Annotated in this window: 20 protein-coding genes and 1 other annotated feature (1 of these 21 only partly in view); of the genes, 18 read left to right on the forward strand and 2 right to left on the reverse strand. The window is 39.4% G+C overall.

All coding sequences use genetic code 11. The annotated features are described in order from the left end of the window. Position 1 precedes the first annotated feature (1 nt). From ACPWSO_RS11815 to ACPWSO_RS11880, 14 genes are all read left to right on the forward strand, one after another. Positions 2 to 799 carry a WxL domain-containing protein gene (locus ACPWSO_RS11815; protein ID WP_426083582.1) on the forward strand — a complete coding sequence of 266 codons (798 nt, stop codon included), beginning with the start codon at positions 2 to 4 and terminating at the stop codon, positions 797 to 799. Positions 800 to 830: 31 nt separating this feature from the next. Further along, entirely contained in the window at positions 831 to 1,592 is a 762-nt protein-coding gene (locus tag ACPWSO_RS11820; RefSeq protein ID WP_426083584.1) for a WxL domain-containing protein, read from the forward strand. A gap of 85 nt (positions 1,593 to 1,677) precedes the next feature. Continuing rightward, positions 1,678 to 2,769, forward strand: a complete 1,092-nt coding sequence (locus ACPWSO_RS11825) for a DUF916 and DUF3324 domain-containing protein (protein ID WP_426083586.1) — start codon at positions 1,678 to 1,680, stop codon at positions 2,767 to 2,769. A 21-nt stretch (positions 2,770 to 2,790) separates the two neighbouring features. After that, positions 2,791 to 3,456: a hypothetical protein gene (locus tag ACPWSO_RS11830; RefSeq protein WP_426083588.1), complete on the forward strand. Its 666-nt coding sequence runs from the start codon at positions 2,791 to 2,793 to the stop codon at positions 3,454 to 3,456. Between the two features lie 24 nt (positions 3,457 to 3,480). Then, positions 3,481 to 4,284: a signal peptidase I gene (lepB, locus tag ACPWSO_RS11835; protein ID WP_426083590.1), complete on the forward strand. Its 804-nt coding sequence runs from the start codon at positions 3,481 to 3,483 to the stop codon at positions 4,282 to 4,284. 14 nt (positions 4,285 to 4,298) lie between these two features. Continuing rightward, positions 4,299 to 5,006, forward strand: a complete 708-nt coding sequence (lepB, locus tag ACPWSO_RS11840; protein WP_426083592.1) for a signal peptidase I — start codon at positions 4,299 to 4,301, stop codon at positions 5,004 to 5,006. Positions 5,007 to 5,021: 15 nt separating this feature from the next. Beyond that, positions 5,022 to 7,664: a YfhO family protein gene (locus ACPWSO_RS11845; protein ID WP_426083594.1), complete on the forward strand. Its 2,643-nt coding sequence runs from the start codon at positions 5,022 to 5,024 to the stop codon at positions 7,662 to 7,664. A 170-nt stretch (positions 7,665 to 7,834) separates the two neighbouring features. Next, positions 7,835 to 10,108, forward strand: coding sequence for a bifunctional glutamate--cysteine ligase GshA/glutathione synthetase GshB (gene gshAB, locus ACPWSO_RS11850; RefSeq protein ID WP_426083596.1), 2,274 nt, complete (start codon positions 7,835 to 7,837; stop codon positions 10,106 to 10,108). 421 nt (positions 10,109 to 10,529) lie between these two features. Beyond that, positions 10,530 to 11,492, forward strand: coding sequence for a hypothetical protein (locus ACPWSO_RS11855; RefSeq protein WP_426083598.1), 963 nt, complete (start codon positions 10,530 to 10,532; stop codon positions 11,490 to 11,492). Positions 11,493 to 11,721: 229 nt separating this feature from the next. Further along, on the forward strand, positions 11,722 to 12,399 hold the full coding sequence (locus ACPWSO_RS11860) for a response regulator transcription factor (protein WP_426083600.1): 678 nt from the start codon (positions 11,722 to 11,724) through the stop codon (positions 12,397 to 12,399). 1 nt (position 12,400) lies between these two features. Beyond that, positions 12,401 to 13,393 carry a sensor histidine kinase gene (locus ACPWSO_RS11865; RefSeq protein ID WP_426083602.1) on the forward strand — a complete coding sequence of 331 codons (993 nt, stop codon included), beginning with the start codon at positions 12,401 to 12,403 and terminating at the stop codon, positions 13,391 to 13,393. 132 nt (positions 13,394 to 13,525) lie between these two features. Beyond that, entirely contained in the window at positions 13,526 to 14,281 is a 756-nt protein-coding gene (locus ACPWSO_RS11870; RefSeq protein ID WP_426083604.1) for an ABC transporter ATP-binding protein, read from the forward strand. A gap of 6 nt (positions 14,282 to 14,287) precedes the next feature. Further along, positions 14,288 to 16,282: an FtsX-like permease family protein gene (locus tag ACPWSO_RS11875; RefSeq protein ID WP_426083606.1), complete on the forward strand. Its 1,995-nt coding sequence runs from the start codon at positions 14,288 to 14,290 to the stop codon at positions 16,280 to 16,282. Positions 16,283 to 16,563: 281 nt separating this feature from the next. Further along, complete coding sequence (locus ACPWSO_RS11880; protein ID WP_426083608.1) at positions 16,564 to 17,259, forward strand: glucosamine-6-phosphate deaminase; 696 nt, start codon at positions 16,564 to 16,566, stop codon at positions 17,257 to 17,259. Between the two features lie 211 nt (positions 17,260 to 17,470). On the opposite strand, the gene ACPWSO_RS11885 is transcribed toward ACPWSO_RS11880, so the two are convergent. Both ACPWSO_RS11885 and ACPWSO_RS11890 read right to left on the reverse strand, forming a co-directional pair. Next, on the reverse strand, positions 17,471 to 17,878 hold the full coding sequence (locus ACPWSO_RS11885) for a hypothetical protein (RefSeq protein WP_426083610.1): 408 nt from the start codon (positions 17,876 to 17,878) through the stop codon (positions 17,471 to 17,473). Between the two features lie 24 nt (positions 17,879 to 17,902). After that, on the reverse strand, positions 17,903 to 18,340 hold the full coding sequence (locus tag ACPWSO_RS11890; protein ID WP_426083612.1) for a YueI family protein: 438 nt from the start codon (positions 18,338 to 18,340) through the stop codon (positions 17,903 to 17,905). A 203-nt stretch (positions 18,341 to 18,543) separates the two neighbouring features. Between ACPWSO_RS11890 and ACPWSO_RS11895 the strand changes: the two genes are divergently transcribed. The 4 genes from ACPWSO_RS11895 (at position 18,544) to ACPWSO_RS11910 (ending at position 22,269) form a co-directional block, all read left to right on the forward strand. Then, entirely contained in the window at positions 18,544 to 19,491 is a 948-nt protein-coding gene (locus ACPWSO_RS11895; RefSeq protein WP_426083614.1) for an ABC transporter permease, read from the forward strand. Next, complete coding sequence (locus ACPWSO_RS11900) at positions 19,488 to 20,456, forward strand: iron chelate uptake ABC transporter family permease subunit (RefSeq protein WP_426083616.1); 969 nt, start codon at positions 19,488 to 19,490, stop codon at positions 20,454 to 20,456. The genes ACPWSO_RS11895 and ACPWSO_RS11900 overlap by 4 nt, the downstream gene beginning before the upstream one ends. Continuing rightward, positions 20,453 to 21,211 carry an ABC transporter ATP-binding protein gene (locus tag ACPWSO_RS11905; protein WP_426083618.1) on the forward strand — a complete coding sequence of 253 codons (759 nt, stop codon included), beginning with the start codon at positions 20,453 to 20,455 and terminating at the stop codon, positions 21,209 to 21,211. The genes ACPWSO_RS11900 and ACPWSO_RS11905 overlap by 4 nt, the downstream gene beginning before the upstream one ends. A gap of 95 nt (positions 21,212 to 21,306) precedes the next feature. Beyond that, positions 21,307 to 22,269: a siderophore ABC transporter substrate-binding protein gene (locus ACPWSO_RS11910; RefSeq protein ID WP_426083620.1), complete on the forward strand. Its 963-nt coding sequence runs from the start codon at positions 21,307 to 21,309 to the stop codon at positions 22,267 to 22,269. Positions 22,270 to 22,376: 107 nt separating this feature from the next. Further along, positions 22,377 to 22,421 (forward strand) — a binding site (T-box leader) (it continues 185 nt past the right edge of the window).

Here is a 22,421-nt window from a genome sequence, read left to right on the forward strand (position 1 = left end):
CATGAAGCAAGTCAAACTGGCAACGTTGTTGTTGCTGCCGCTATTCTCTGCAGCCCTGTTTGGTTTTTCTGAAACGGCCAGAGCAGAATCATGGTCTGGCAACGGAAAGGTCGGTTTTGAAGGGTCGTATGAAAAAGAAATTAGAGACCCGGAACATCCTGATCAAGCTGCTGATCCAGGCGACAGCCCGTCAACAGACGGCGATCTACGTATCGATTTTGTCCCGCAATTCAACTTCTGGGCAAATGCCAAGGTGGATGAAGATGTAATGATTTACGGCAATGCGCAGCTGTTTCACGGAGATACAGGTGCTCGAGGCAACTTTGTCCAAGTATCGGATTTTCGCGGAACTGGTAAAGGCTGGCTGCTGCAGGTTCGCCAAGAAACGCAGCTCAAAAATGATACAGCAGAGAGTAAAGAACTGGATGGTGCGGTGATTTCGCTTGGGGATTCCTGGGCAAATTCAACGAGAAGTGCTGATGAGGCACCCATCGTCCAAAAAGATGTGATTCGTATCGATAATATTGGACAGACCTACAATTTGGCTGAGGCAAAGACTGGAACTGGAGAAGGTTCATGGGCAATCATTTTCGGGGCATCAATTGAAAATGAAAATGGCATGACAGATACCCTAATTCCACGCTTGGATGCTGAAGGCAATCCTGTGACTGATCCTACGTTCGATAACAAAGCGATTTATCAAAATAAAGCATTAAGCTTGTCTATACCGGGGGCAACCAAAAAAGATCCGGTAGCTTACTCAACGGTGATAACTTGGATTTTGTCCGAGCTACCATAAATAACACACACATATTAGGAGGAAAACACAAATGAAAACTTCACACAAATTAGCTGGAGCTGCACTATTAGCAGCACTAGGACTAGGACTTGCAGCACCATCAATGACAAAAGCAGCACCAGGATATCCAGATGCAAAAACAGGCGTTGGCGAAGGTAAAATCAAATTTACTACAGACGATTCAACAAACCCAACGAACCTGCCGCCAGGTCAATCTACTGGAACACCAATGACTGAACCAACACAAAACCCAAATCCAGGACCATTGAAAATCGTTTCTGTAACAAACATGGACTTCGATACACATAAAATCGTAGCAAATGATACAGATAAGTCTTATGATGCACTACCATTTACTGATCCAGGTACTGGTCAAACGACTGCTCACTTCATCCGTTTCCAAGATATTCGTGCGGATGCAGCAACAACAAACAACTGGTGGACAGTAAAAGCTAAAATGACTAAACAGTTCACAAACGCTAATAACCAAGAGTTAACTGGTGCAACTTTGGATTACAAAGACATCACATTAGTAACAGGTACAAATGCAGCAACTAAACCATTAGCTCCAGCAACTTCGACTCAAACATTAGCACTAAATGCAGAAAAAGAATTTTACACTAACAGAGAAGCTGGTAAAGGTTTCGGTGTTTTTGAGTTAATGTTTGATGATAATGCAAATGCACAAGCTGGCACATACGATGGGATTACATTGAATGTACCAGGAACTAACGTATTGAAAGCTAGTGAATATAAAGCTGAAATTACTTGGACAATTGCAGAAGTTATCTAATCTATGATTCATTTAGCAATTGATTGAAAGGTCACCGATTCTTCGGAATCGGTGCCTTATTTTCAAGAAAAGAGAGGAACAATGAATGATTAAAAAAGCAGCAATTAAGCTAGTAAGCTTAGTGTACATAATCAGTATGCTTGCCGGGTTTTCAACAACGGCTAGCGCAGCGGAAACTCAGCAGGAATTAAAAGGATTTTCCTACAAAGTAGTTTTACCGGAAAACCAACATAATCCTGACGTAGGCTATTACGATTTACGTATGACGCCTAGTCAGCAGCAAACGATTCAAATGCAGCTAAACAACAGCTCAGATAAAGAAATAACTATTATGGTTAGTTTAAATGGGGCAAAAACCAACAGTAACGGTGTAATTGAATATGGCGAAAATGAGATTGAAAATGATGCATCATTGAAATATGACTTTGCGGATATAGTGAAAGCACCAGAAGAAGTGGTTGTTCCAGCCAACAGCTCGGAAATGTTAAACATGGAGATTACCATGCCGGAGGCTTCCTTTGAGGGGTATATTTCAGGTGCAGTAACCATTCAAGAAAAAGACGGAGAGGGACAGGAGACCAATACAGATCAAGGAATGATTGTGAACAAACTAGCCTATCAGACAGGAATCCTGCTAAGTGAAGCTGATTCTAATGAACTCAGTCCAGATATGAAATTAAATCGAGTATATCCAGAGCTAAATAATTTCCGTAATGCTATTTTTGTTAATTTCTCCAATGTTCAGCCAGTATATACAGACGATATGACCGTGGATGTGCAAATCATGGGCAAGGATTCCGATGAAGTTTTGTATGACACGAAAAAAGCCAATATGCGGATGGCTCCTAATTCGATGATTGATTTTCCAGTTTCCATGAACGGAGAACGGATGACACCAGGTGATTACCGCGCGAAAATCCTCGTAACAACCAAAGCCGGAGGCAAGTGGCAATGGGAAGAAAACTTCAAGATTACAGACGAAGAAGCAGACAAGTTCAACGAACAAGATTTGACCTTGGTTCAGGATGCCGGCATCAACTGGCAGCTAATCATCATGATTGTTGGTGGACTACTACTATTGATTTTGATCATCTTCTTAGTGATACGTTTACTTAAAAAGAAGAACAAGCAAAACAAAAGAAAAAAAGCCTCTTCAAAACGCAAAAAGAAAAAGTAGAGTGATAGAGGAGGCTTACTAATGGAAATACTTGATTGGCTGTTTATTGGCGCACTTTCTGCTGCCATTCTCTTTCTGGTTCTTGCACTGGTCTACTTTGTTCTAATTTTTGTAAACAGTTCTAAAGTAAAGAAAATGAAGCAGACAAAACCGAAGAAAAAGAAAAAGCGGAAACGCTGGCGTCGTGCCTGCCGGATGCTTGAGAAGAAAAAGAGTGCTTCGATTCGTTCTTTTGTCCTGTTTTTTGTGTTGGCCTCTCTAGGAGGAGGGACGGCTTTTTATGCCCGTTATTATCAAGCAACAAATCTGGGAAAAGAAGACTCAGAAGCGCTGATTCAAGGCTATTACCTCATCGCCAACATTGAAGAGCAGCTGAATCAAATTCCAGGAACCGATAATCCTAAAAAAATCCAGGGGAATATTTATGACCTGTCTGCTCGGTTGGCGAATTATGGTGTGCGGACAGCCGATGGCCGATTGAGTGCAGAAGGGCAAAAAGACTTAAACCGCCTCTATGCAAACATGAAGGAGCTAGGGTTGAACTTAGGGAGTCAAACGATTGAAACGTTAAGTGACCAGACAACGCTGGAAGCATATCAGGCTGATTTAGAGAAAACAAAAACGAATCAAAAGAAAGTGTTTGAACACTTCCGTATCAACGAAGACTCACTGAAGAAAAATAAGTGAGGATGAAATAAAGGAGTTTGTCTGATGACTCAATCTTCAAAAAAAAATAGTAGACGGACATCATCAAAATCAGAGCAGCAAGGGAAACAAAAAAAACAACAGAAAAAAATTTTAGTTCAACAGTCCCAAAAACGGCAAACTCAAAAGAGTTCAGTTAAAAGTAAGAAGAATGTTAGTAGGAAGCGAAAAAGTGATTCTCGTATTTTTCCTTTTGAATTTGGACGCGGTTCGTTTTTTTCAGGACCTCAGTCTTCAAAAAAAAGAAAAAAGCGCGGTAGAAATTATAAGAAACTGCTGACAGAATTACTCTTAAGCAGTGTAATTGTGGTTATCCTTGTTTATGCTATTTCGTTGTTTACCTTTGCACTCCCCAAAGTATCTGGCTACGGTATGATGACTGTGCTTGAAGAGGGAGACCGCTTATTTGTCAATCGCCTAGGGAAAATCGATCGATTTTCCCTTGTTTACTTTCGAGTACCTGGACGTAAGGAAGAAGTCTCGATTCGGCGTGTGGTTGGGCTTCCCGGTGAAGAGATAGCATACAAGGAAGACCGATTATGGGTGAATGGTGAAGAAAAAGTGGAGCGGTTCTTGATTGCGCAGGTTCAGACTGCAAAAAAAGCAGGGTATCAGCTGACAGAGGATTTTACAAGTCAGGATATTTCTGGAGCTGAACGGGGTGTTATTCCAGAAGGAAAGTACCTTGTTTTAGGAGATAACCGAACTTTTGCTTCAGATAGCCGTTTTTATGGATTGGTTGATGAACAGGATATTATTGGAGTGGCTACAATGAAGCTGTTTCCTCTCCATGAAATGATGAAACTGTAAGAAAGACAGGATGAATGATGGATAATGAAAAGAAAAACAGTCGCTCGTCTGAAATCAGTAAAATACGCAGGAAACGGAAGCCAGTTCCGCAGAAGCGGCGGCGAAAACGAACGGCGGTAAAAAAAAGAGAGACTGAGCAACAGAAAAAGCTGCGGTTGTGGAAGCAACGAGTAAAAAAGGCTGCAGAAATAATGGAAACAGTGATTTTTCTTCTTTTTGTCTGCCTGTGTCTCTATTTTATGATTAATTTTAGGTCTCATGAAGTAGATGGACAATCGATGCTGCCGACTTTTCAGGATGGCGACCGCTTGTTAACGCATAAGGGGCAGGATATCCAGCGTTATGACATTGTGACCTTTGAACCAACAGATGAGCCGGGCAGCTCTTATGTGAAGCGGGTATACGGGTTGCCCGGCGACACCATCTATGTGAAGGAAAACCGCCTGTATCTTTTTAGAAATGGGCTTAGTCAAGCTGATATTGCCAAGCAGATAGAAGCTGGACAGCTGCCTGACAGTACAACAGTTGTTGCCCTTTCAGAAGAAAGTCAAGCAGCACTGGAAAATAAGGTAGAGATACCTGAGAAGCAATACTTTGTCTTAGGCGATAACCGGGGCAATTCTAAGGATAGTCGCTCTATCGGGCTGATTAATCAAGAGCAAATAGAAGGTGTAGTTAATTTTCGCTTCTATCCATTTGACCGTTTTGGTTTTGTCCACTAACGAATGGAGGGTATTATGAAGAAAAAAATAGGATCATTTATTAAAACACAAGGGATATTTATCAGCTTAAGTGTTGTGCTGCCAGTTATTATTATGGTGGTTGTTTATGCAAAAATTGGTGTTTATCCAGGAAGCGAACATCGAACGATTTTAGCCAGCGATGCTTTCTCACAATATTCCAATTTCTTTGCCAGCTTGAATAATGTGTTCAAGGGAGAGCAGAGTATTTTCTATATTTGGAATAGTTCAATGGGCTTAAATTACTGGGCATTTATGGCCTATTATTTAGGAGGAATTTTTAGTCCGCTGGTTGTTTTTTTCAATAACCTGCAAATGCCGGACTTTCTATACTATCTGACATTGCTGAAAATAGGCTGTATTGGCGGAGCGTTCTGGGTCTTTTCAGCGCAGACCTTCCGTTTACCAAAATGGAGTCACGTGATATTGAGTGTTTCTTATGCCTTAATGTCCTTTACGCTGGCGTATTCAGAAATCATTATGTGGCTGGATGCTTTGATGTATCTTCCTTTGATTACTTTAGGCATTCACCGAGTGATGGATAAGAAAAAACCGGCCTTATTATTTATCAGCTACTTTTTATTATTTATCTCGAATTTCTACATGGCGTTTATGGTAGGAATCTTTTCTTTCTTCTATTATTTCACCAGACTATTCACTGATCGCGAGCGCTATGGAAAAAGCATTACCATGTATTTTATTACCTCCTTATTAGCAGGCGGGGCTTCCATGGTCATGATTTTACCAACGATTCTTGATTTAAGAAATAATGGAGAAGCTCTTAGCACAATTACACGACTGAAAACACAAACAACTGGTCCATGGGATTTAGTGATTAAGAATATGATTGGTGTTTATGATAGTACAAAATTGTATTCTACCCCATTCATTTATGTGGGCTTACTTGGATTACTATTTTGTCTTTTCTTCTTTCTGACAAAAAAAATTCCGCGTCAAACAAAACTTTGTTTTGCCGGTCTCCTTATTGTGTTGATTGTCAGTTTCTATATAGAACCATTGAATTTATTGTGGCAAGGACTACATGTACCGAACATGTTTAATTTCCGTTTTAGTTTTCTTTTTTCATTTTTAGTATTGACGCTAGCTGGATATGGCTGGGAAAAGTATGAAAAGGAAGACTTTGATCAGCTTGTTACCCTGGTACTGGGTCTTTTGGGTGCCTACTTAGTCGTAAGGCTATTAACAAACAACGACGGGAAATATAGCTACTTAAGCTGGTTTAGTTTTGTCTTAACTCTGGTTTTTCTGATGTTCTATTTATTCAGCTTCTTTTTTATTAAAAAAATCAAAGGACAAAAATGGCTAGGTGCTCTGTTGGTTCTAATTGTTTGTTTAGAGGCTGGGTTGAACGGTTATGGCATTATTAATGGGATTGCTGTGGAATGGCATTATCCAAGCCGCAGCTATTACGCAGATCCATATGAATCAATTGAAACACTGGTAAATCAAACAAAAGAAGACAATACATCCTTTTATCGAATGGAAAACTTGAATCCTGTTTCTGCTAATGATGGGTTTAATTACGGCTATAGCGGGATAAATATGTTTTCTTCTATTCGAAATCGACATTCTTCCTATTATCTGAATGCGTTAGGCTATCGTTCATTAGGAACCAACCTGAATGTACGATATGCGAACAATACACTGTTAATGGATTCGTTGACGGCAATCAAATATAACATGGCACGGGAAGATGTTTTAAAATTTGGTTATCAAAAAATTGGCGAGCATGGCGACTTTAGTCTTTATGAGAACAAAAACGCGCTTCCTCTAGGTATTTTGACAGATGATGGTATTTATGAGGACGGAGCTGTGGAAACGCAGGCAACGCTTTTGAATCATTTAGCTGAAACAAATGAGGATTTCTTTACCTTTGATGATCTTGAACTAGTTTCTGCTAAAAATGTGGACATAGAAAAAGATAAAATAAATGTGACAGATGTTGTGACTTATACGCCTCAGAATTGGGATGAGCCGATTGAACTAGAATGGGCTGTAGATGTACCAGCGAAAAAGCAAGCTTACGTCAGTATCTATCCAGTAGACTATTTTACTTTTGGAATACCAGTAATAAAATTAGAGGTAGATGGTGTAGGATATGAAAGCTCTGTGGCGGAAACTGGTCAATATTACTCATTGGGCTACCATGAGCAAGCCAAAAAAGTAACCTTTAAAATGACGATTTCTAATCTTAGAGAAGACGAAAAGGATGTTTTTCAAATTGTTCAGCCGGATGCTGCCTTTTTAGATACAGATAAATTTGTAAATGCTGTAGAAAAAGCAAAGGAAAAGGGCGTGGATTTAGAGGTGACCGGTCGTCGAGCGACTGCCGAGGTTGACTTAGACGAAGATCAGGTATTATTTACCAGTATTCCTTATGACAAAGGCTGGAAAGCATATATTGACGGAAAACGTGTGGATATCCCAACCTTTAAACAAGCGCTGTTGACGCTGCCGATTAGTGCCGGAAAACATACGGTTGAATTTGTCTTCTTGCCAGAAGGGCTAATTATTGGTGTTGTATTATTAATTCTCTGTATAGCTGGATTTATTGGCTATTTGTGGTGGTTAAAGCAAAAAGCAAAAGACCCTTACTGGAAAGATTCTACTGAAGAATAAAATAATGAAAATAAGTCCTTGAAGGTGGTGAGTAAAGCAGCTTTCAAGGGCTTATTTTAATCTGCGGACGACTTCATATTATTTAATTAAACAGAAAGATTCTCTTTCAGAAGGTTTTTCTATATAATAGTAAGTAATGTAAACAGTTCTATGAACAGAAAGGCGATAAGATGAAGTTAAAAGAGCTATTAATAAAAGATACTGTGCGTCCTTATGCAATGGCTGCACGTTTTGGTATTGAGAAAGAAAGTCAGCGTGTGACTCTGGATGGTCAGCTGGCGCAGACAGATCATCCTGAGGTATTAGGTAATAGATCCTATCATCCATATATTCAGACCGATTTTAGTGAAACGCAAATGGAGCTGATAACCCCTGTTGCAGATTCTGTCACAGGCGTTTTACGCTATTTAGCCGCAGTTCACGATGTCGCACTCCGTTCGATGAGTCATCAGGAAATGCTCTGGCCGTTAAGCATGCCGCCGAAGCTGCCGAATGACAATAAAGAAATTAAAATTGCTAAATTAGATAAGTACGAGGATGTTCTCTATCGTCGTTATCTTGCCAGAGAATACGGAAAAAGAAAACAAATGGTTAGCGGTATTCATTTCAATTTTGAATATGCTGAAAGCCTAGTTGTTCAAATGTATCAGGCTCAGGAAGAGTATAAAACGATTGAACAGTTTAAAAATATGCTGTATATGAAAGCTTCACGAAATTACTTGCGTTATCGCTGGCTGATTACTTATTTATTTGGTGCGTCTCCAGTGAGTGAGGAAGGCTTTTTTGATGAGAATGAAGAACAGCCGGAAATGCCTGTTAGAAGCATCCGCAATAGCTCGTTCGGCTATCGAAACCGGGAAAATGTCAAGGTTTCTTATGCTTCTCTTGAAGGGTATATTGAGGATATTCAGACGATGGTTGAGAACGGTATTCTATCGGAGGAAAAGGAATTTTATGCATCAGTCAGACTTCGAGGCGGCAAGAGCATGGCAGACTTACCGGGTAAAGGTATTCGCTATATTGAATTGAGAAATATTGATTTGAATCCGTTCGCTATTTTTGGTATTGATGAGGAAACGTTGGATTTTCTTCAATTGTTTATGCTGTTTCTTTTATGGACAGAGGAAAAGGAAAGTGCGGATGAATGGGTAGCAACAGGAGAATTCCTTAATGAGCAGGTAGCAATGGGACATCCATACTCGATGATTAATTTACTTTCAGAGGGCGACCGTATCTTTACAGAAATGAGTGAAATGGTTACTGAGTTGGGGATTTACGGCAGAAAAGAGCTGTTGACAACTTATCAGGAGCAGCTGAGAGCACCGCACATGACAGTTTCCGGAAAAATGTGGACAATTATTGAAGCAAATTCCAACAATGAGCTGGGAATTGTTTATGGAAAAGAATATCAGCTAAAAGCCTTTGAGCGTCCTTATCAGCTAGCTGGCTTTAGAAATATGGAGTTATCCACTCAGCTCTTTTTATTCGATGCCATTCAAAAGGGATTGGAAATTGAGATTTTAGATGAGGAGGAGCAATTTCTGAAGCTGAAGCATAAAAAACATGTAGAATATGTTAAAAATGCGAATATGACTAGTAAAGATAGTTATATTGTTCCGTTGATTATGGAAAATAAAACAGTGACTAAAAAAGTTTTGGCAAAGGCAGGGTTCAGAGTCCCTCGGGGTGATGAGTTTGCTTCACAAGCGGAAGCGGAACGGGCATATCTGCGGTATGAAAAACAAGCTTTTGTAGTTAAGCCAAAGTCAACAAATTATGGATTAGGCATTTCTATTTTTAAAGAGGGCGCTTCTGGAAAAGACTATCAGGAAGCATTGAAATTAGCTTTTAGAGAGGATAAGTCGGTGCTGGTGGAAGAGTTTATTGAAGGAACAGAATACCGCTTCTTTGTATTAGATAATCAGGTCAAAGCTATCCTGCAGAGAATTCCTGCCAATGTTGTGGGAGACGGTATCCGTTCAGTGGAGGAACTGGTAGCAGAAAAGAATCTTCATCCGCTTAGAGGAACAAATCACCGTGCACCGCTGGAATTGATCCAGTTAGGTGAGCTGGAACAGCTAATGCTTAAGGAGCAGGACTTGATTATTCATTCGGTTCCTGAAAAAGACAGGATTGTCTATTTAAGAGAAAATTCAAATATTAGTACTGGCGGGGATTCCATTGATGTAACAGATCAGATTGATGACAGCTACAAGCAGATAGCTGTTGCTGCAGTCAAAGAGCTGGGAGCGAAAATCTGCGGGATTGATTTAATCATACCGGACAAGTCTATTCCAGCTAATCAGGGGAAAAATACGTATGGTATCATTGAAGCAAATTTTAATCCAGCGATGCATATGCATGCGTATACTTATGCTGGTACTGGTCGAAGACTCACTATGGATGTATTAAAATTGTTGTATCCGGAAGTGTTTGAACAATGAGTGAAAAGAGCTGATTTAAATAAATCTTTAAGGTAAAACGAATTTAAAAGAAGTGTTTTATCCCGAGAGTCCGCTGAAATGTACGAAAATGAAAGGAAGCACGAAGGTAAGCGAGTCTTTGTTGGCTATATCCTGTTCGCCGCTCTTCAATTTTTTGAGCATTTCAGCTTGTTTGTTAAGAAGAGATTTTTGCTCCCCCTCGTTTGTTCGGTTTCCTATGAGTAAGAGCCTCTCTCTACTGGCCGCTGGGAAAAGCCAATCCGTTTCTGTAAATTTTCACGAAGATACCATTAGATTTTTGGGCCAGCTTGAACATAAAAATTTGAATAATAGCATAAAAAAACAAATTTATTTCAAATTAAATAGAGCAGTTTATAAAATTTATGTTATAATTTTTTTGTAAAAAGAAAGGATGGTAAAAATGAAAAGATGGCAAAAACTTGTTGGAACTATTGGGTTAGGTTTGGTGTTTGCTTCTCCTATGGGAGTAAATGCAGAAGGAGAAGAATATATTCATGTTCCAGGATATACATTAAAGGATCGTTTGATTCGTGAAACAACTGATAAATCTTCAGAGAAGTGGTATGAAAAAATGGAGGTACTTTCAGAACGGTTTGGTAATGGGGAGCTGACATCTGAAGAATTTAATGAGCAATATGAGCAGCTGGAGCAGGCAAGAATTGAAGAAGAAGAATTGATTAATCAGTTTAGTTTGATAAAAAAAGATACAGTAAAAGAAATGAGAGAAATCGATTATGATTGGGAAGATGCTCATTTGCATGGTCTTGAATATGCTGAAAATTTAGAATCCTTGGGGGGAGAATTTATCAATGGGATTGTTGATTTTAGACCGATTCAAAACTTGACTACGCTGAAAGAAATCTGGGTTCAATACGCAGATCAAGCCACGTTGAGAGAGTTTAAAAAATTAACTAATCTAGAAGTTTTGCGTTTATCTGGTGAAGGTTTTGCTTCTGAAGAAGAGAGGGAAGAAGCGGAGCAGCACGCACGAGAGCAAGACAAAAGCATGCCGCTTTACACTCAAGCTGCATTGACTGATATTTCTGCATTGTCAAATGCAACCAATTTGAGTTCAGTTCGAGTATATAGTAAAGGTGTCTTGCCTACGATTACCTTGAAGCGAGGAACAACAAGCTATCAACTGTATGATCCGATTATTTCATCTAGTCAGTTTGATGGTGCAACAATGAATTATGTATCCCAGATTGTGGATAATTATGATTTTGAACCTTATGAAAGCAGCGAAGAGTTGAAGTGGGAAGGACTAACTGGAACTGAAGAATTCTTACTATTTAACTGGTCAATTAAAAAAGGAAATAACGAATTTTCAGGTGAAGCACAAATCCCTATTCGTTGGAGATAGTGCTGTAAATCTTTTAAGTAGAATCAGAACTTAGTATTCAAATAAATATAGATTTTGGAACACCTGTCGATTTCGGCAGGTGTTTTTAAGGCTCTTTAACTGCTAAAAGATGTCAATTTGTCACAAACAGCGCAGTAATCATCTTGATTTTCTAAATAGCTGTCTCTATAAAATTTAAATATGGTACACTGAAAAAGAAGCAGTTTCGTGTGGAGAGGAGAGTCATTAGATGAAAAAAATATATATAGTAGAAGATGATCGGCACATTGTTGAGACAGTAGCAGATTTTCTAAGAAAATGGAATTTTGAGGTGCAGTCTACACAGAATTTTCAAGCAGTATTAGAAGAATTTCGCACCTGTCAGCCGGATTTGGTGATAATGGATATTTCACTGCCTTTTTATAATGGGTATCATTGGTGTACAGAAATTCGTAAAGAATCCCAGGTGCCGATCGTGTTTCTATCCTCAGCAGGGGATAATATGAATATTGTAATGGCGATGAACATGGGCGGCGATGATTTTATTGTAAAGCCCTTTGACTTGGAGGTGCTTGTCGCAAAAATTCAGGCAATTCTCAGAAGAAATCCCGGATTCACAGAAGCAAGGGTACTGAGCTATGAGAATTATGTGTTGAATTTAGAGGCCTTTGAAGTCTGTCATCGGGAACAGTGCGTGCCAGTTACAATGAATGAAACTAAGATTTTGGATTTGTTGTTTCAGCAGCCGGAAAAACTTGTACCTAAAGAGCAAATTATGGAGAAGCTTTGGGAGAACGAGGCATTTATCGACAGCAATACTTTATCGGTGAATATGACTCGTTTGAGAAAGAAGGTCAGTGATATTGGTTTGGATCAGTACATTCAGACGAAGAAAGGGAAAGGCTACCTTTTAGGAAAGGAAGACTAAGATGAAATTATTTTTCCGCTACTTATCAGATAGAAGAATAACAATTCTTACCTATATAGGGATGGTTCTGCTGTTTTGCACAACCTTCTTTTTATATGATGTCCCTTTTGTTGTCTATAGTGATGCGTTGCTGTTTTCACTATTTTTTCTGGTTATCATGATGAGTCTTCAGTTTTACTGTTATGTTAGAAAATATAAGCAGCTGGAGCTTGGTAAGAAGTCGGTTAAGCTTTATGTTCAAAGTAAAAAGAGCAGCCGATATTTACTTGAAGAAGAATACGAAGAACTGCTTAAGTCGCTTGATCAGGATTATCGAAAGGATATTGATGAAACGAAAAATGCCAACTATCAGCTGATGAATTACTATAGTCTGTGGAGCCATCAAATTAAAACACCGCTGGCGGTTTTAAATTTGAAGATGCAGGAGAACAAACTGGATCATACCGTATTAAAGCAGGAGCTGTTCAAAATTGATCAGTATCTGGAGATGATGCTGCAGTATCTGCGCTTGCGTCATACAGAAACGGATTTTGTTTTTGAAGAAGTAGATGTGGATCGGCTCATCAAGGAAACGATTAAAAAGTACGCCACCTTTTTTATTTATCAAGAGCTGTCTTTTTCAATGGAAGATACGGGTCAAAAGGTAATCAGCGACAAAAAATGGCTGCAGTTTGTAGTTGAGCAAATCTTAATTAATGCGATTAAATATACAGAAAGCGGCGGTATTCGTATTTACAGTAATCCGCTCAAACCAAAGGAAATTGTCATTGAAGATACAGGTATTGGCATTTTGCCGGAAGATATTTCCCGAGTATTTGATAGAGGCTATACCGGGTATAATGGACACAATCATCAGAAAGCCTCTGGTTTGGGACTATCAATGAGCAAAGAAGTCATGAGAAATCTAGGGCATCAGATTCAGTTGACCTCAGAGGTTGGTGTGGGTACCAAGGTCTGGCTGGACCTTAGTCAATACCGATACCAAATAGAATAAAGCTTACAGCAATGTAAGAACAGCGGTCAAAGTGTAAGTGGTCTTTGGCGGCTGTTTTGTTTTAATATAAAGAAGAGGAAATCAGCCAGTTTAAAAGGCCGATTTATTTTGATAACTGAAGGAGGAGCAGCAATGACGATGTTGGAGGTTACACATTTACAAAAAATATATCAGACCCGTTTTGGCGGAAATCAGGTAATAGCCTTGAAGGATATTTCTTTTCAAGTAGAAGAAGGAGAATACATAGCCATAATGGGAGAATCGGGATCAGGCAAGAGTACACTATTGAATATTCTGGCAACTTTAGATATCCCTACACAAGGAGCTGTACAGCTAAAAGGAATGAATATCACTGAAATTCCAGAAGGACGGCTGGCAGCTTTTAGAAGGGAGAACCTGGGATTTGTATTTCAGGACTTCAATTTATTGGACAATTTTTCTGTTAAGGACAATATCTTTCTGCCGCTGGTTCTTTCTAAGACAGCAGTTGGTGAGATGAAGCGCCGTCTACAGCCTCTGGCAGAAATATTGGGAATTAGTGATCTTCTGGAAAAATATCCCTATGAAATTTCCGGCGGACAAAAGCAAAGGGTAGCAGTTGCCCGTGCGTTAATCATGAAGCCTCAGATTATTTTAGCCGATGAGCCGACAGGTGCCCTGGATTCGAAGAGTTCGGAAAATCTGTTGGGATTATTTCAAGAAATCAATCAGCAAAATCAAACGATTTTGATGGTTACACACAGTGCGCTGGCTGCTAGCCGGGCCAATCGAATTTTGTTCATTAAAGATGGTCAAGTGTTTCATCAGTTGTATCGGGGGCAGCGGACGAATGAAGAGCTGCTGGCAGATATTTCCAAGACAATGACGACATTGCTGGCGAAGGGGTGAGAATAGATGCTGTATATGCGTTTAGCTTATAATAATCTGAAGAAAAATCGGACAGTTTATATTCCATTTGTCCTAGCAACAATATTTACTGTTGTTTTAAATATTATTATGCAGGTGATGCTTTACAACAAAGGGATGGATAATTTGCCTCAGGCAGATTCGGTTAAGATGATGTTTGGTTTTGGTAGTATAGTCATCATGATTTTTTCATTTGTCTTTACGTTCTATACTCACAGCTTCCTTATCAAGCGGAGAAAAAAGGAGCTGGGATTATATAACATTTTAGGGATGGATAAAAGCAATTTAACGGTAATGATGCTCTTTGAAAACATCTATGCACTGGTAATTACGCTGATTCTGGGTATTATTTCAGGTGTGATTTTTTCTAAGCTAATGTTTTTGGTATTAAAAAAACTGATGGGAATTGGAACGGATTTTACGTATCTGCTATCCTTTGAATCAGTAGTAAGAGTCATCGTCTTGTTCGCTGGAATCTTTCTCTGTACATTTTTATACGATATGTGGGAGGTTCGTAAGACGAAACCGATAGAGCTTCTAGGACAGTCAAAAGCTGGTGAAAAAGAGCCTAAAGCCAAATGGTTGTTTGCCTTAGTCGGACTGGTCTGTCTAGGTACCGGCTACGGTATATCCTTGACCATTCAGTCGCCAGTAGAAGCCTTGACGCTGTTCTTTGTAGCGGTAGTCTTAGTGATTATTGGAACATATAGTCTATTTATTGCTGGAAGTATTACCTTGCTGAAGCTATTGAAGAAAAGAGAAAGCTTCTATTATAAACCGTCAAATTTTATTTCTGTTTCGGGTATGATTTTTCGAATGAAACAGAACGGTGCTGGCTTAGCAACGATTTGCATCCTGTGTACAATGGCACTAGTGACAATTTCCTCCACAGTCTCTTTATATGTTGGGCGTGAGGACATTGTTCGTAATAGAAATCCATTTCAAAATACAATCAAGACTGCCGATATACCAGAAGCCGAAGTAGAGGAGCTGCTTCAGCAGACTGCAGTTGATAATAATCTAACTGTGAAAAACCTGCAGACGCTTCGTACGTCAACAGCAGTGGTCACAATCAAAGCAAAAGAGAACCGCTTCGAAGCTGCCAAAGAAGCCATGAGTGATTTTAAGAATATGACCGGCTTTCAGTTTATCCCATTAAGCGAATACAATCGAATTGAGCAGACCGAGAAAAAGTTAACAGAAAATGAAGTACTTGTCTATCCGATTTATGGCAGCTATGAATCAAAGGACATTCATATTGGCTCACAAGATTTCTCAGTGAAAGAAGTTCTGGAGGAGTTCAGTCTATCGCCTAAAAAAGAGGATGAAACAATTAGTTCTTTTCTGCTGGTAGTCTCTGATGGGCAGTTTCAGCAGATTTTAGATCAGGTAAAAGCAGACTTTAAAACTGGAGCTTACTCAGTCCAAAATCTGGTTGAGAATAACTTCATGTTTGAAACAGAGGGCTCTCTTAAAGACCGTATAAACCTGCCAAGTATGCTTCGGGAAAGACTGAGTATACTCGCCCAGCAAAATGACGGTAGTACGTATCTTGTCTCATCTTTGGATGAGGATCGTGAAGATAATAAGGCGTTGATGGGAGGCTTCCTGTTTATTGGGGTAATTTTCGGTTTAAGCTTCATTATCGCAACTACGCTGATTATTTTCTATAAACAGGTATCCGAAGGAAATGATGATCATGATCGGTTTGAAATAATGCAGAAGGTAGGTCTGAGTCACAAGGAAGTTCATCAAACGATTCAGCATCAGATTCTCCTGGTATTTTTCCTGCCGATTGCGGTGGCTGTGCTCCATCTGACAATTGCTTTTCCAATTATTAAAAAGCTGTTAGTATTATTTGGACTCATTAACAGCAGCCTGCTCTTAATGACAACAACCTTATGTGTAGGTGCCTTTGCACTCTGCTACTTCATCATTTACTGGCGCACATCCAGAATTTATTATCAGTTAGTTGAGCGGTAGAAATGCTCCGTTCCATTGTGAAGGTATTCATTTTTAGCTATGGATGAATTTTCAGATTGAAAATCGTCCATGGCTTTTTGAGTTTCCTAAAGTTAAATTTTTTCTTGCGAGTAAAGGAAATAGATGCTATTTATGGTTGTAAACTCAGTAACAGCAAAGGCTGGAGAGAGGTATATAGTTCATGTCCAGCTTCATGGATTCATCCAGTTTTTCCTATTGACATGGGAATGTTCCCACATTTTATAATAGAAAAAATAGCTACTATAGAATGGAGTGTTTAAATGAAAATCATTATTGAAAGCGATTTCGAAGCAATGAGCGAAACAACTAAAAATATTCTATTAGGCCATATGTCACAAGCTAAGCGTGTCAATCTGTCCATTACAGGTGGAAATACACCAGTCAAGGTCTATGAAAAACTGGTAAATATTATGAAAGGCAACTCTAGCTATACGAACGTTCATTACTACAATTTTGATGAGATTCCAGTGGAAGGGCAAGCTGAAGGGGTAACAATTAGTGACTTAAGACGCTTATATTTAACCCCAGCAGGAATTGATGAAAAAAATATTCATCCATTAACAGTAGAAAACTATGCTGAGCAAGACCAGTCTCTGGAGAATGTCGGCGGCTTGGATGGGATGCTGATTGGTCTAGGAAAAGATGGGCATTTTTGTGGAAATATGCCTGGAACAACAAAGTTTAATAATCTAACCTACAAGCTTACTGTAACGGGAGACGAGTCTTGGTTTGTTCCTGAGATGATGGAAAAAGGCCTGGAGTTTGTTACAATGGGACCTGCCAGTGTGATGAAAGTAAGACATCTGATTTTGATTGTTAACGGCTCTGAAAAAGCAGAAATGGTTCGCAGAGTATTAACTGGTCCTGTTAGCGAAGATGTCCCAGCATCCGTTTTGCAGCTGCATCCTAATTTAACTGTGATATTAGATAAAGAGGCAGCTAGTGCCTTGAATTAAGTTTTTAAATAGAAAATAAGAGGCAGTATCAAAGTGATTTGCTTTAAGAAATAAGCCTTACTATACGAAAATGATTACACATTTTCAATATAGTAAGGCTTATTTCCGAGAAAGCTGCTTTTGGAATACCGCTTATTCAGTTTTAAGGATATTAAAAGTCTGGGAATTTATTTATATCCCAGACTTATTTTTTGATACAGAAAATCAAATTTTAATAATCCAATTCCTTAATAGCAATCGTCTGTTTTGTTTCCTCTACCTCCAGACCAGTCATGCGCTCCCACCATTCCTTCATCTCACGTTCGTAAGCAACAGGGAAATCATTGACCACCGCCATAATTTCTCTACCTTGTAAACGAGCATAAGGGAAGTTCAGCATCAAATTATATTTTAGCTCAGTTAACAAACTATAGTACTGAAACATCATATAATACAGGGCTTCTTCATCTTCGGTAACCAGAATTTCCGGCGCCCCGTCCAGCATAAAGCCAAAGCTGCGCATCATAAAAGCCAGTGCGTCGCTATGCTCCATTTCGATTTCATCTACATCCTTTAGTAAGCGAATATGGGTGGTTAAAGCATCAGCCAGTTCCCTTTTCAATAAATGTTGTTCAATCATTTCTGTACTCCTCCATTCTTATCATCAGAATAAACTTCGCCAAAAACTTTTTTTCTCCGTAGATTTTGATTCATCTGTTGTGTGAGGATATTTTTTTTCAATATCGATTTCGTCTTCATTTACTGCTTGATCTGCAGCTAGAATTAAGCCAATAGCATCGGGATCACTGTTTTTAGCCTCATTTACAATCGTAAAACGACCATTGTGCTCATTAATCAGCTTAATATAAGCAGCTTGTAAAGGTGTATCCATTTTTCCGTTAAGCAAAACTGTACCAGCCGGGTGAGCAGCTAGTTCCTTTAAGAAGTTCTTTTTATCCTCTTCATTTTTCATTTGAGCCAGAGTCATTGTTACATAGCAGCGCTCTTTGAAAGTACCTAAGTATTTTCTTTGCTCATCAGGCTTTAGCTGTGGTGTGCCATAACGGGAGTTGTCTAAATGTTTTTGCAGTTCGTCACCCATGCGGGACCTCCTTTACTAGATTTAGTTGTCTAAATTATAGCATAAATAAAAAGCTAAATTCAGTAAAACCAGCTTTTTTGAAGCCGCAAGCTTTGACAATAATAGTAATAAAACTTCTGAAAACAGTTGCATTTACTCAGAAATTCGCCTAAACTATAAACTAAGAATGAAAATCATTCTCAATTAGAAAGAGGAGCATATGCGTGAAAAAAATAGGCCTATTTTTGTTTTTACTCCTTTTAGCATTCATATCGATATTTGTTGGAGTGAAAGACATTTCTTTTACTCAGCTTTTTCAATGGGATTCCGAGCAGCAGCTGGTACTGTTGACTACTCGAGTTCCCAGAACGGTCAGCTTGATGATTGCCGGCAGTACAATCAGTATTTCCGGTCTAATCATGCAGCACCTGACACAGAATAAATTTGTTTCGCCCAGTACAGCTGGAACGATGGACAGCGCCCGTTTGGGTATTTTAGTTGTGATGGTCTTTTTCCCTACAGCTCCGCTGTTGTTCCGTTCGTTTATTGCCTTTATTTTCGCTTTGGCGGGAACTTTGGTTTTTCTAACGCTGACTCGTTTTTTGCCAGCTAAAAATCAGGTGATGATTCCTTTGATTGGTGTGATGTTCGGAAATATCGTTGGATCAATCGCTACCTTTTTTGCCTACCAGTTTCAGCTGGTTCAGAACATGTCCAGCTGGCTTCAGGGAAATTTTTCAACAGTGATGAAGGGCAGCTATGAGCTGCTTTACCTGACAATTCCCTTGTTAATTCTGGTTTATGCTTTTGCCTACCGTTTTACGATTGCGGGTATGGGTGAAGATATGGCAACAAGTGTTGGGCTGAACTATCAGCGGACGCAGCTTCTAGGGTTAAGCATCGTGGCCTTAGCTAGTGCAGTTGTGCTGATAATGGTCGGCAGTATTCCTTTTTTAGGAGTGATTGTGCCGAATCTGGTCGCAATGCGTTATGGGGATCATATGAAAAATACACTGGGAATTACTGCAATAGCCGGCAGCATCTTTTTACTGTTGTGTGATATTTTGGCTCGTGTGGTCATAGCGCCGTATGAAATTCCTGTTAGTGTGGTTGTCGGTGTATTGGGCAGTATCATCTTTATCGCACTTCTGTTAAGGAGGCGTTCAGTATGAGAAAATTAGCCGGACGTTCAAGTACAAAGATTGCTTTACTGCTGCTGGCAGTGATTGCAGTTTGTTTTCTTTATCTTACGTATAAAACATACGGAAATTGGTCATTTGCTTTGGCTTTGAGAGGGAAGAAGCTGGCAGCTTTTATTCTGGTAGGGATTGGCTCCGCTTTTGGAACCATCAGCTTTCAGACTATGACACAGAATCATTTTCTGACACCGAATATTCTAGGCTTAGATTCCCTCTATGTTTTTATTCAAACCGTTTTATTTTTCTTTTTAGGCGGACAAGTAATTTTAGGACAGGAATCGCTTCTTCAGTTTCTGGGGAATATTCTGCTGATGATGGGAATCAGCATCCTGCTCTCCAAATTTTTATTGGGTAGAGGAAAAAATGATTTATTTTTATTATTGATGATAGGAATGATATTAGGGACATTTTTTAATAGTATCAGTACCTTTTTACAGGTTGTAATGGACCCGAACGAGTATGACTTACTACAAGGGAAACTATTTGCCAGCTTTGGCAACGTCAACAGTCATTATCTGCTGCTGGCTGGTCTTTTACTGGCGGTTTTTGCCGGATATCTTTGGCATCAAAGTCATGCACTGGATGTCCTTCATCTAGGACATGATCAAGCGATGAATCTGGGGATTGAAGTTTCAGGCTTTCAGCTGCTTGTGTTGATAGCGGTCAGCGGGATTGTCGGAATTTCAACTGCATTAGTAGGTCCGGTAACGTTTTTAGGTTTTATCGTGGCAAATATGAGCTATCAGCTGATGGGCACTTACCGTCACCGGGAATTATTTATCGGCGGTAGTTTGCTGGCAATTTTACTGCTAGTCTCCGGTCAATTTCTGGTAGAGCAAATCTTTGCTTTGAACACAACCTTGAGTATTGTGATAGAGTTTGGCGGCGGTGTCTATTTTGTCGGAAAAATCATCAGTGAAAGGAAGCAGAAAAAATGATCGAAATCAAAAATGTTTCAAAACGTTATGGAGAAAAGGTCGTTGTTTCAGAGGTTCAACTGCCGGTTGCCGAGCAAAAGCTGACTGCTTTTATCGGGCCAAATGGTGCAGGGAAAAGTACACTGCTTTCAATGATGAGCCGCTTAATACCTAAAGATACCGGAGAAATCTATTTAGATCATAGTGAAGTAAAATCCTGGAAGCAGAGCGAGCTGTCAAAAAAGCTGTCGATTCTAAAGCAGGCAAATAATATTGATTTAAAAATTTCTGTCAGAGAACTTGTTAGCTTTGGCCGCTTTCCTTATACTAAAGGCCGTCTAAAAAAAGAAGATTATGAAAAAATAGAAGAAGCGATGGCTCATCTTGGCTTAACAGAGCTGGCAGACGCCATGATTGATACCTTATCCGGCGGACAGCTTCAACGGGTGTATATTGCAATGGTCATTGCACAAGACACCAATTACATTCTGCTGGATGAACCTTTGAACAACCTGGACATGAATTATGCAGTTCAGATGATGCAGATTCTGCGTCGGCTGGTGGATGATTTCGGTAAGACGGTAGTGATTGTTCTTCATGACATCAACTTTGCTGCCAGCTATGCCGATGAGATTGTTGCAATGAAAGACGGCAAGATGTTCGCTCATGGCACTACTGATGAAATTATTCAATCGAAAACACTGAATAAGCTCTATGATATGAATATCCGAATTTGTGAAATTGAAGGAAAACGTTTCTGTATGTATTTTAGTTGAGAAACGAGGCAATAGAAGCTTGAAAAAAGTCAGATAGAAAACAAGTGGATTAACTAGGGGATTATCTGGCTAAATAACTATTTTGGAGGAAGAAGATGAAGAAAAAATTATTAGCATTCGCAGTCTGCTCAATGGCTGTCGTTTTATTACTAGGTGCCTGCGGCAGCGGAGAAAAAGCAGCAACAGGTGATTCCTCTACTGCGGCTAGCAGTGGGGAAGCTAAAACAATTACAGTAGAGGATTCAGACGGCTCTGTTGAGGTACCAAAAAATCCTGAAAAAGTCGTTGTATTCGACAATGGCTCACTAGATACATTAGATGCCTTAGGTGTTGGGGAAACAGTAATTGGTGCGCCAACAGCCAATCTACCTGCTTATCTAGATAAATATGCAGAGGTAGAATCTGCTGGAGGAATCAAAGAACCTGATTTGGAAAAAATCAATCAGCTTCAGCCTGACTTGATTATTATTTCGGGCCGTCAAAGCGATTTTAAAGAAGACTTAAGCGGGATTGCACCAACGATTTATTTATCTGTGGATGCAGCTGATACATGGAACTCTACAAAGAAAAATATTGAGACCTTGGCAGAAATCTTCGACAAACAAGAAGAAGCAAAAGAAAAAATTGCTTCTTTGGAAGAGGAAATTGCTGAGGTAAAAGCAAAGGCTGAGGCTACTGACGAAAAGGCACTCGTTGTCTTATTAAATGAAGGACAGCTCTCTGCTTATGGGGAAGGCTCACGCTTTGGTATTGTCCATGATACATTTGGTTTTAAACAAGCCGATGAAAACATTGAAGCATCAACTCATGGACAGAGTGTTTCATTTGAGTATGTTTTAGAAAACAACCCAGATATTTTGTTTGTTGTTGACCGGACGCAGGCAATCGGTGGTGATACAACCAATGACAACATCACAGATAATGAATTAATCAAGCAGACAAACGCTGGTAAGAACGGTAAAGTTATTACCCTGCAGCCGGATGTTTGGTATTTGAGCGGGGGCGGACTGGAATCAACCCACTTGATGATTGAAGATGCAATGAAAGCGTTGGACTAATTTTTAGACAATTAAGCTTAGAAAATACTAGCTACTTTCAATTTTTTGAAAAAAGTAAGAAAAAGTTATTGACAAAATACAGGAACTGGCATAAACTGAGTAACAATATTAAAGCTTCGAGAAAGAGGAGTAGCAATTTCCGGTACTTTACA

Origin of the sequence: Enterococcus sp. LJL51 (genome assembly GCF_049894025.1) — a bacterium.
Lineage (GTDB): Bacteria > Bacillota > Bacilli > Lactobacillales > Enterococcaceae > Enterococcus_L.

Excerpts from the sequence above, each read along its gene's own strand:
- ACPWSO_RS11815 (WP_426083582.1), top strand. The coding sequence starts at position 2 with ATGAAGCAAGTCAAACTGGCAACGTTGTTGTTGCTGCCGCTATTCTCT.
- ACPWSO_RS11820 (WP_426083584.1), top strand. The coding sequence starts at position 831 with ATGAAAACTTCACACAAATTAGCTGGAGCTGCACTATTAGCAGCACTA.
- ACPWSO_RS11825 (WP_426083586.1), top strand. The coding sequence starts at position 1,678 with ATGATTAAAAAAGCAGCAATTAAGCTAGTAAGCTTAGTGTACATAATC.
- ACPWSO_RS11830 (WP_426083588.1), top strand. The coding sequence starts at position 2,791 with ATGGAAATACTTGATTGGCTGTTTATTGGCGCACTTTCTGCTGCCATT.
- lepB (WP_426083590.1), top strand. The coding sequence starts at position 3,481 with ATGACTCAATCTTCAAAAAAAAATAGTAGACGGACATCATCAAAATCA.
- lepB (WP_426083592.1), top strand. The coding sequence starts at position 4,299 with ATGATGGATAATGAAAAGAAAAACAGTCGCTCGTCTGAAATCAGTAAA.
- ACPWSO_RS11845 (WP_426083594.1), top strand. The coding sequence starts at position 5,022 with ATGAAGAAAAAAATAGGATCATTTATTAAAACACAAGGGATATTTATC.
- gshAB (WP_426083596.1), top strand. The coding sequence starts at position 7,835 with ATGAAGTTAAAAGAGCTATTAATAAAAGATACTGTGCGTCCTTATGCA.
- ACPWSO_RS11855 (WP_426083598.1), top strand. The coding sequence starts at position 10,530 with ATGAAAAGATGGCAAAAACTTGTTGGAACTATTGGGTTAGGTTTGGTG.
- ACPWSO_RS11860 (WP_426083600.1), top strand. The coding sequence starts at position 11,722 with ATGAAAAAAATATATATAGTAGAAGATGATCGGCACATTGTTGAGACA.
- ACPWSO_RS11865 (WP_426083602.1), top strand. The coding sequence starts at position 12,401 with ATGAAATTATTTTTCCGCTACTTATCAGATAGAAGAATAACAATTCTT.
- ACPWSO_RS11870 (WP_426083604.1), top strand. The coding sequence starts at position 13,526 with ATGACGATGTTGGAGGTTACACATTTACAAAAAATATATCAGACCCGT.
- ACPWSO_RS11875 (WP_426083606.1), top strand. The coding sequence starts at position 14,288 with ATGCTGTATATGCGTTTAGCTTATAATAATCTGAAGAAAAATCGGACA.
- ACPWSO_RS11880 (WP_426083608.1), top strand. The coding sequence starts at position 16,564 with ATGAAAATCATTATTGAAAGCGATTTCGAAGCAATGAGCGAAACAACT.
- ACPWSO_RS11885 (WP_426083610.1), bottom strand. The coding sequence starts at position 17,878 with ATGATTGAACAACATTTATTGAAAAGGGAACTGGCTGATGCTTTAACC.
- ACPWSO_RS11890 (WP_426083612.1), bottom strand. The coding sequence starts at position 18,340 with ATGGGTGACGAACTGCAAAAACATTTAGACAACTCCCGTTATGGCACA.
- ACPWSO_RS11900 (WP_426083616.1), top strand. The coding sequence starts at position 19,488 with ATGAGAAAATTAGCCGGACGTTCAAGTACAAAGATTGCTTTACTGCTG.
- ACPWSO_RS11905 (WP_426083618.1), top strand. The coding sequence starts at position 20,453 with ATGATCGAAATCAAAAATGTTTCAAAACGTTATGGAGAAAAGGTCGTT.
- ACPWSO_RS11910 (WP_426083620.1), top strand. The coding sequence starts at position 21,307 with ATGAAGAAAAAATTATTAGCATTCGCAGTCTGCTCAATGGCTGTCGTT.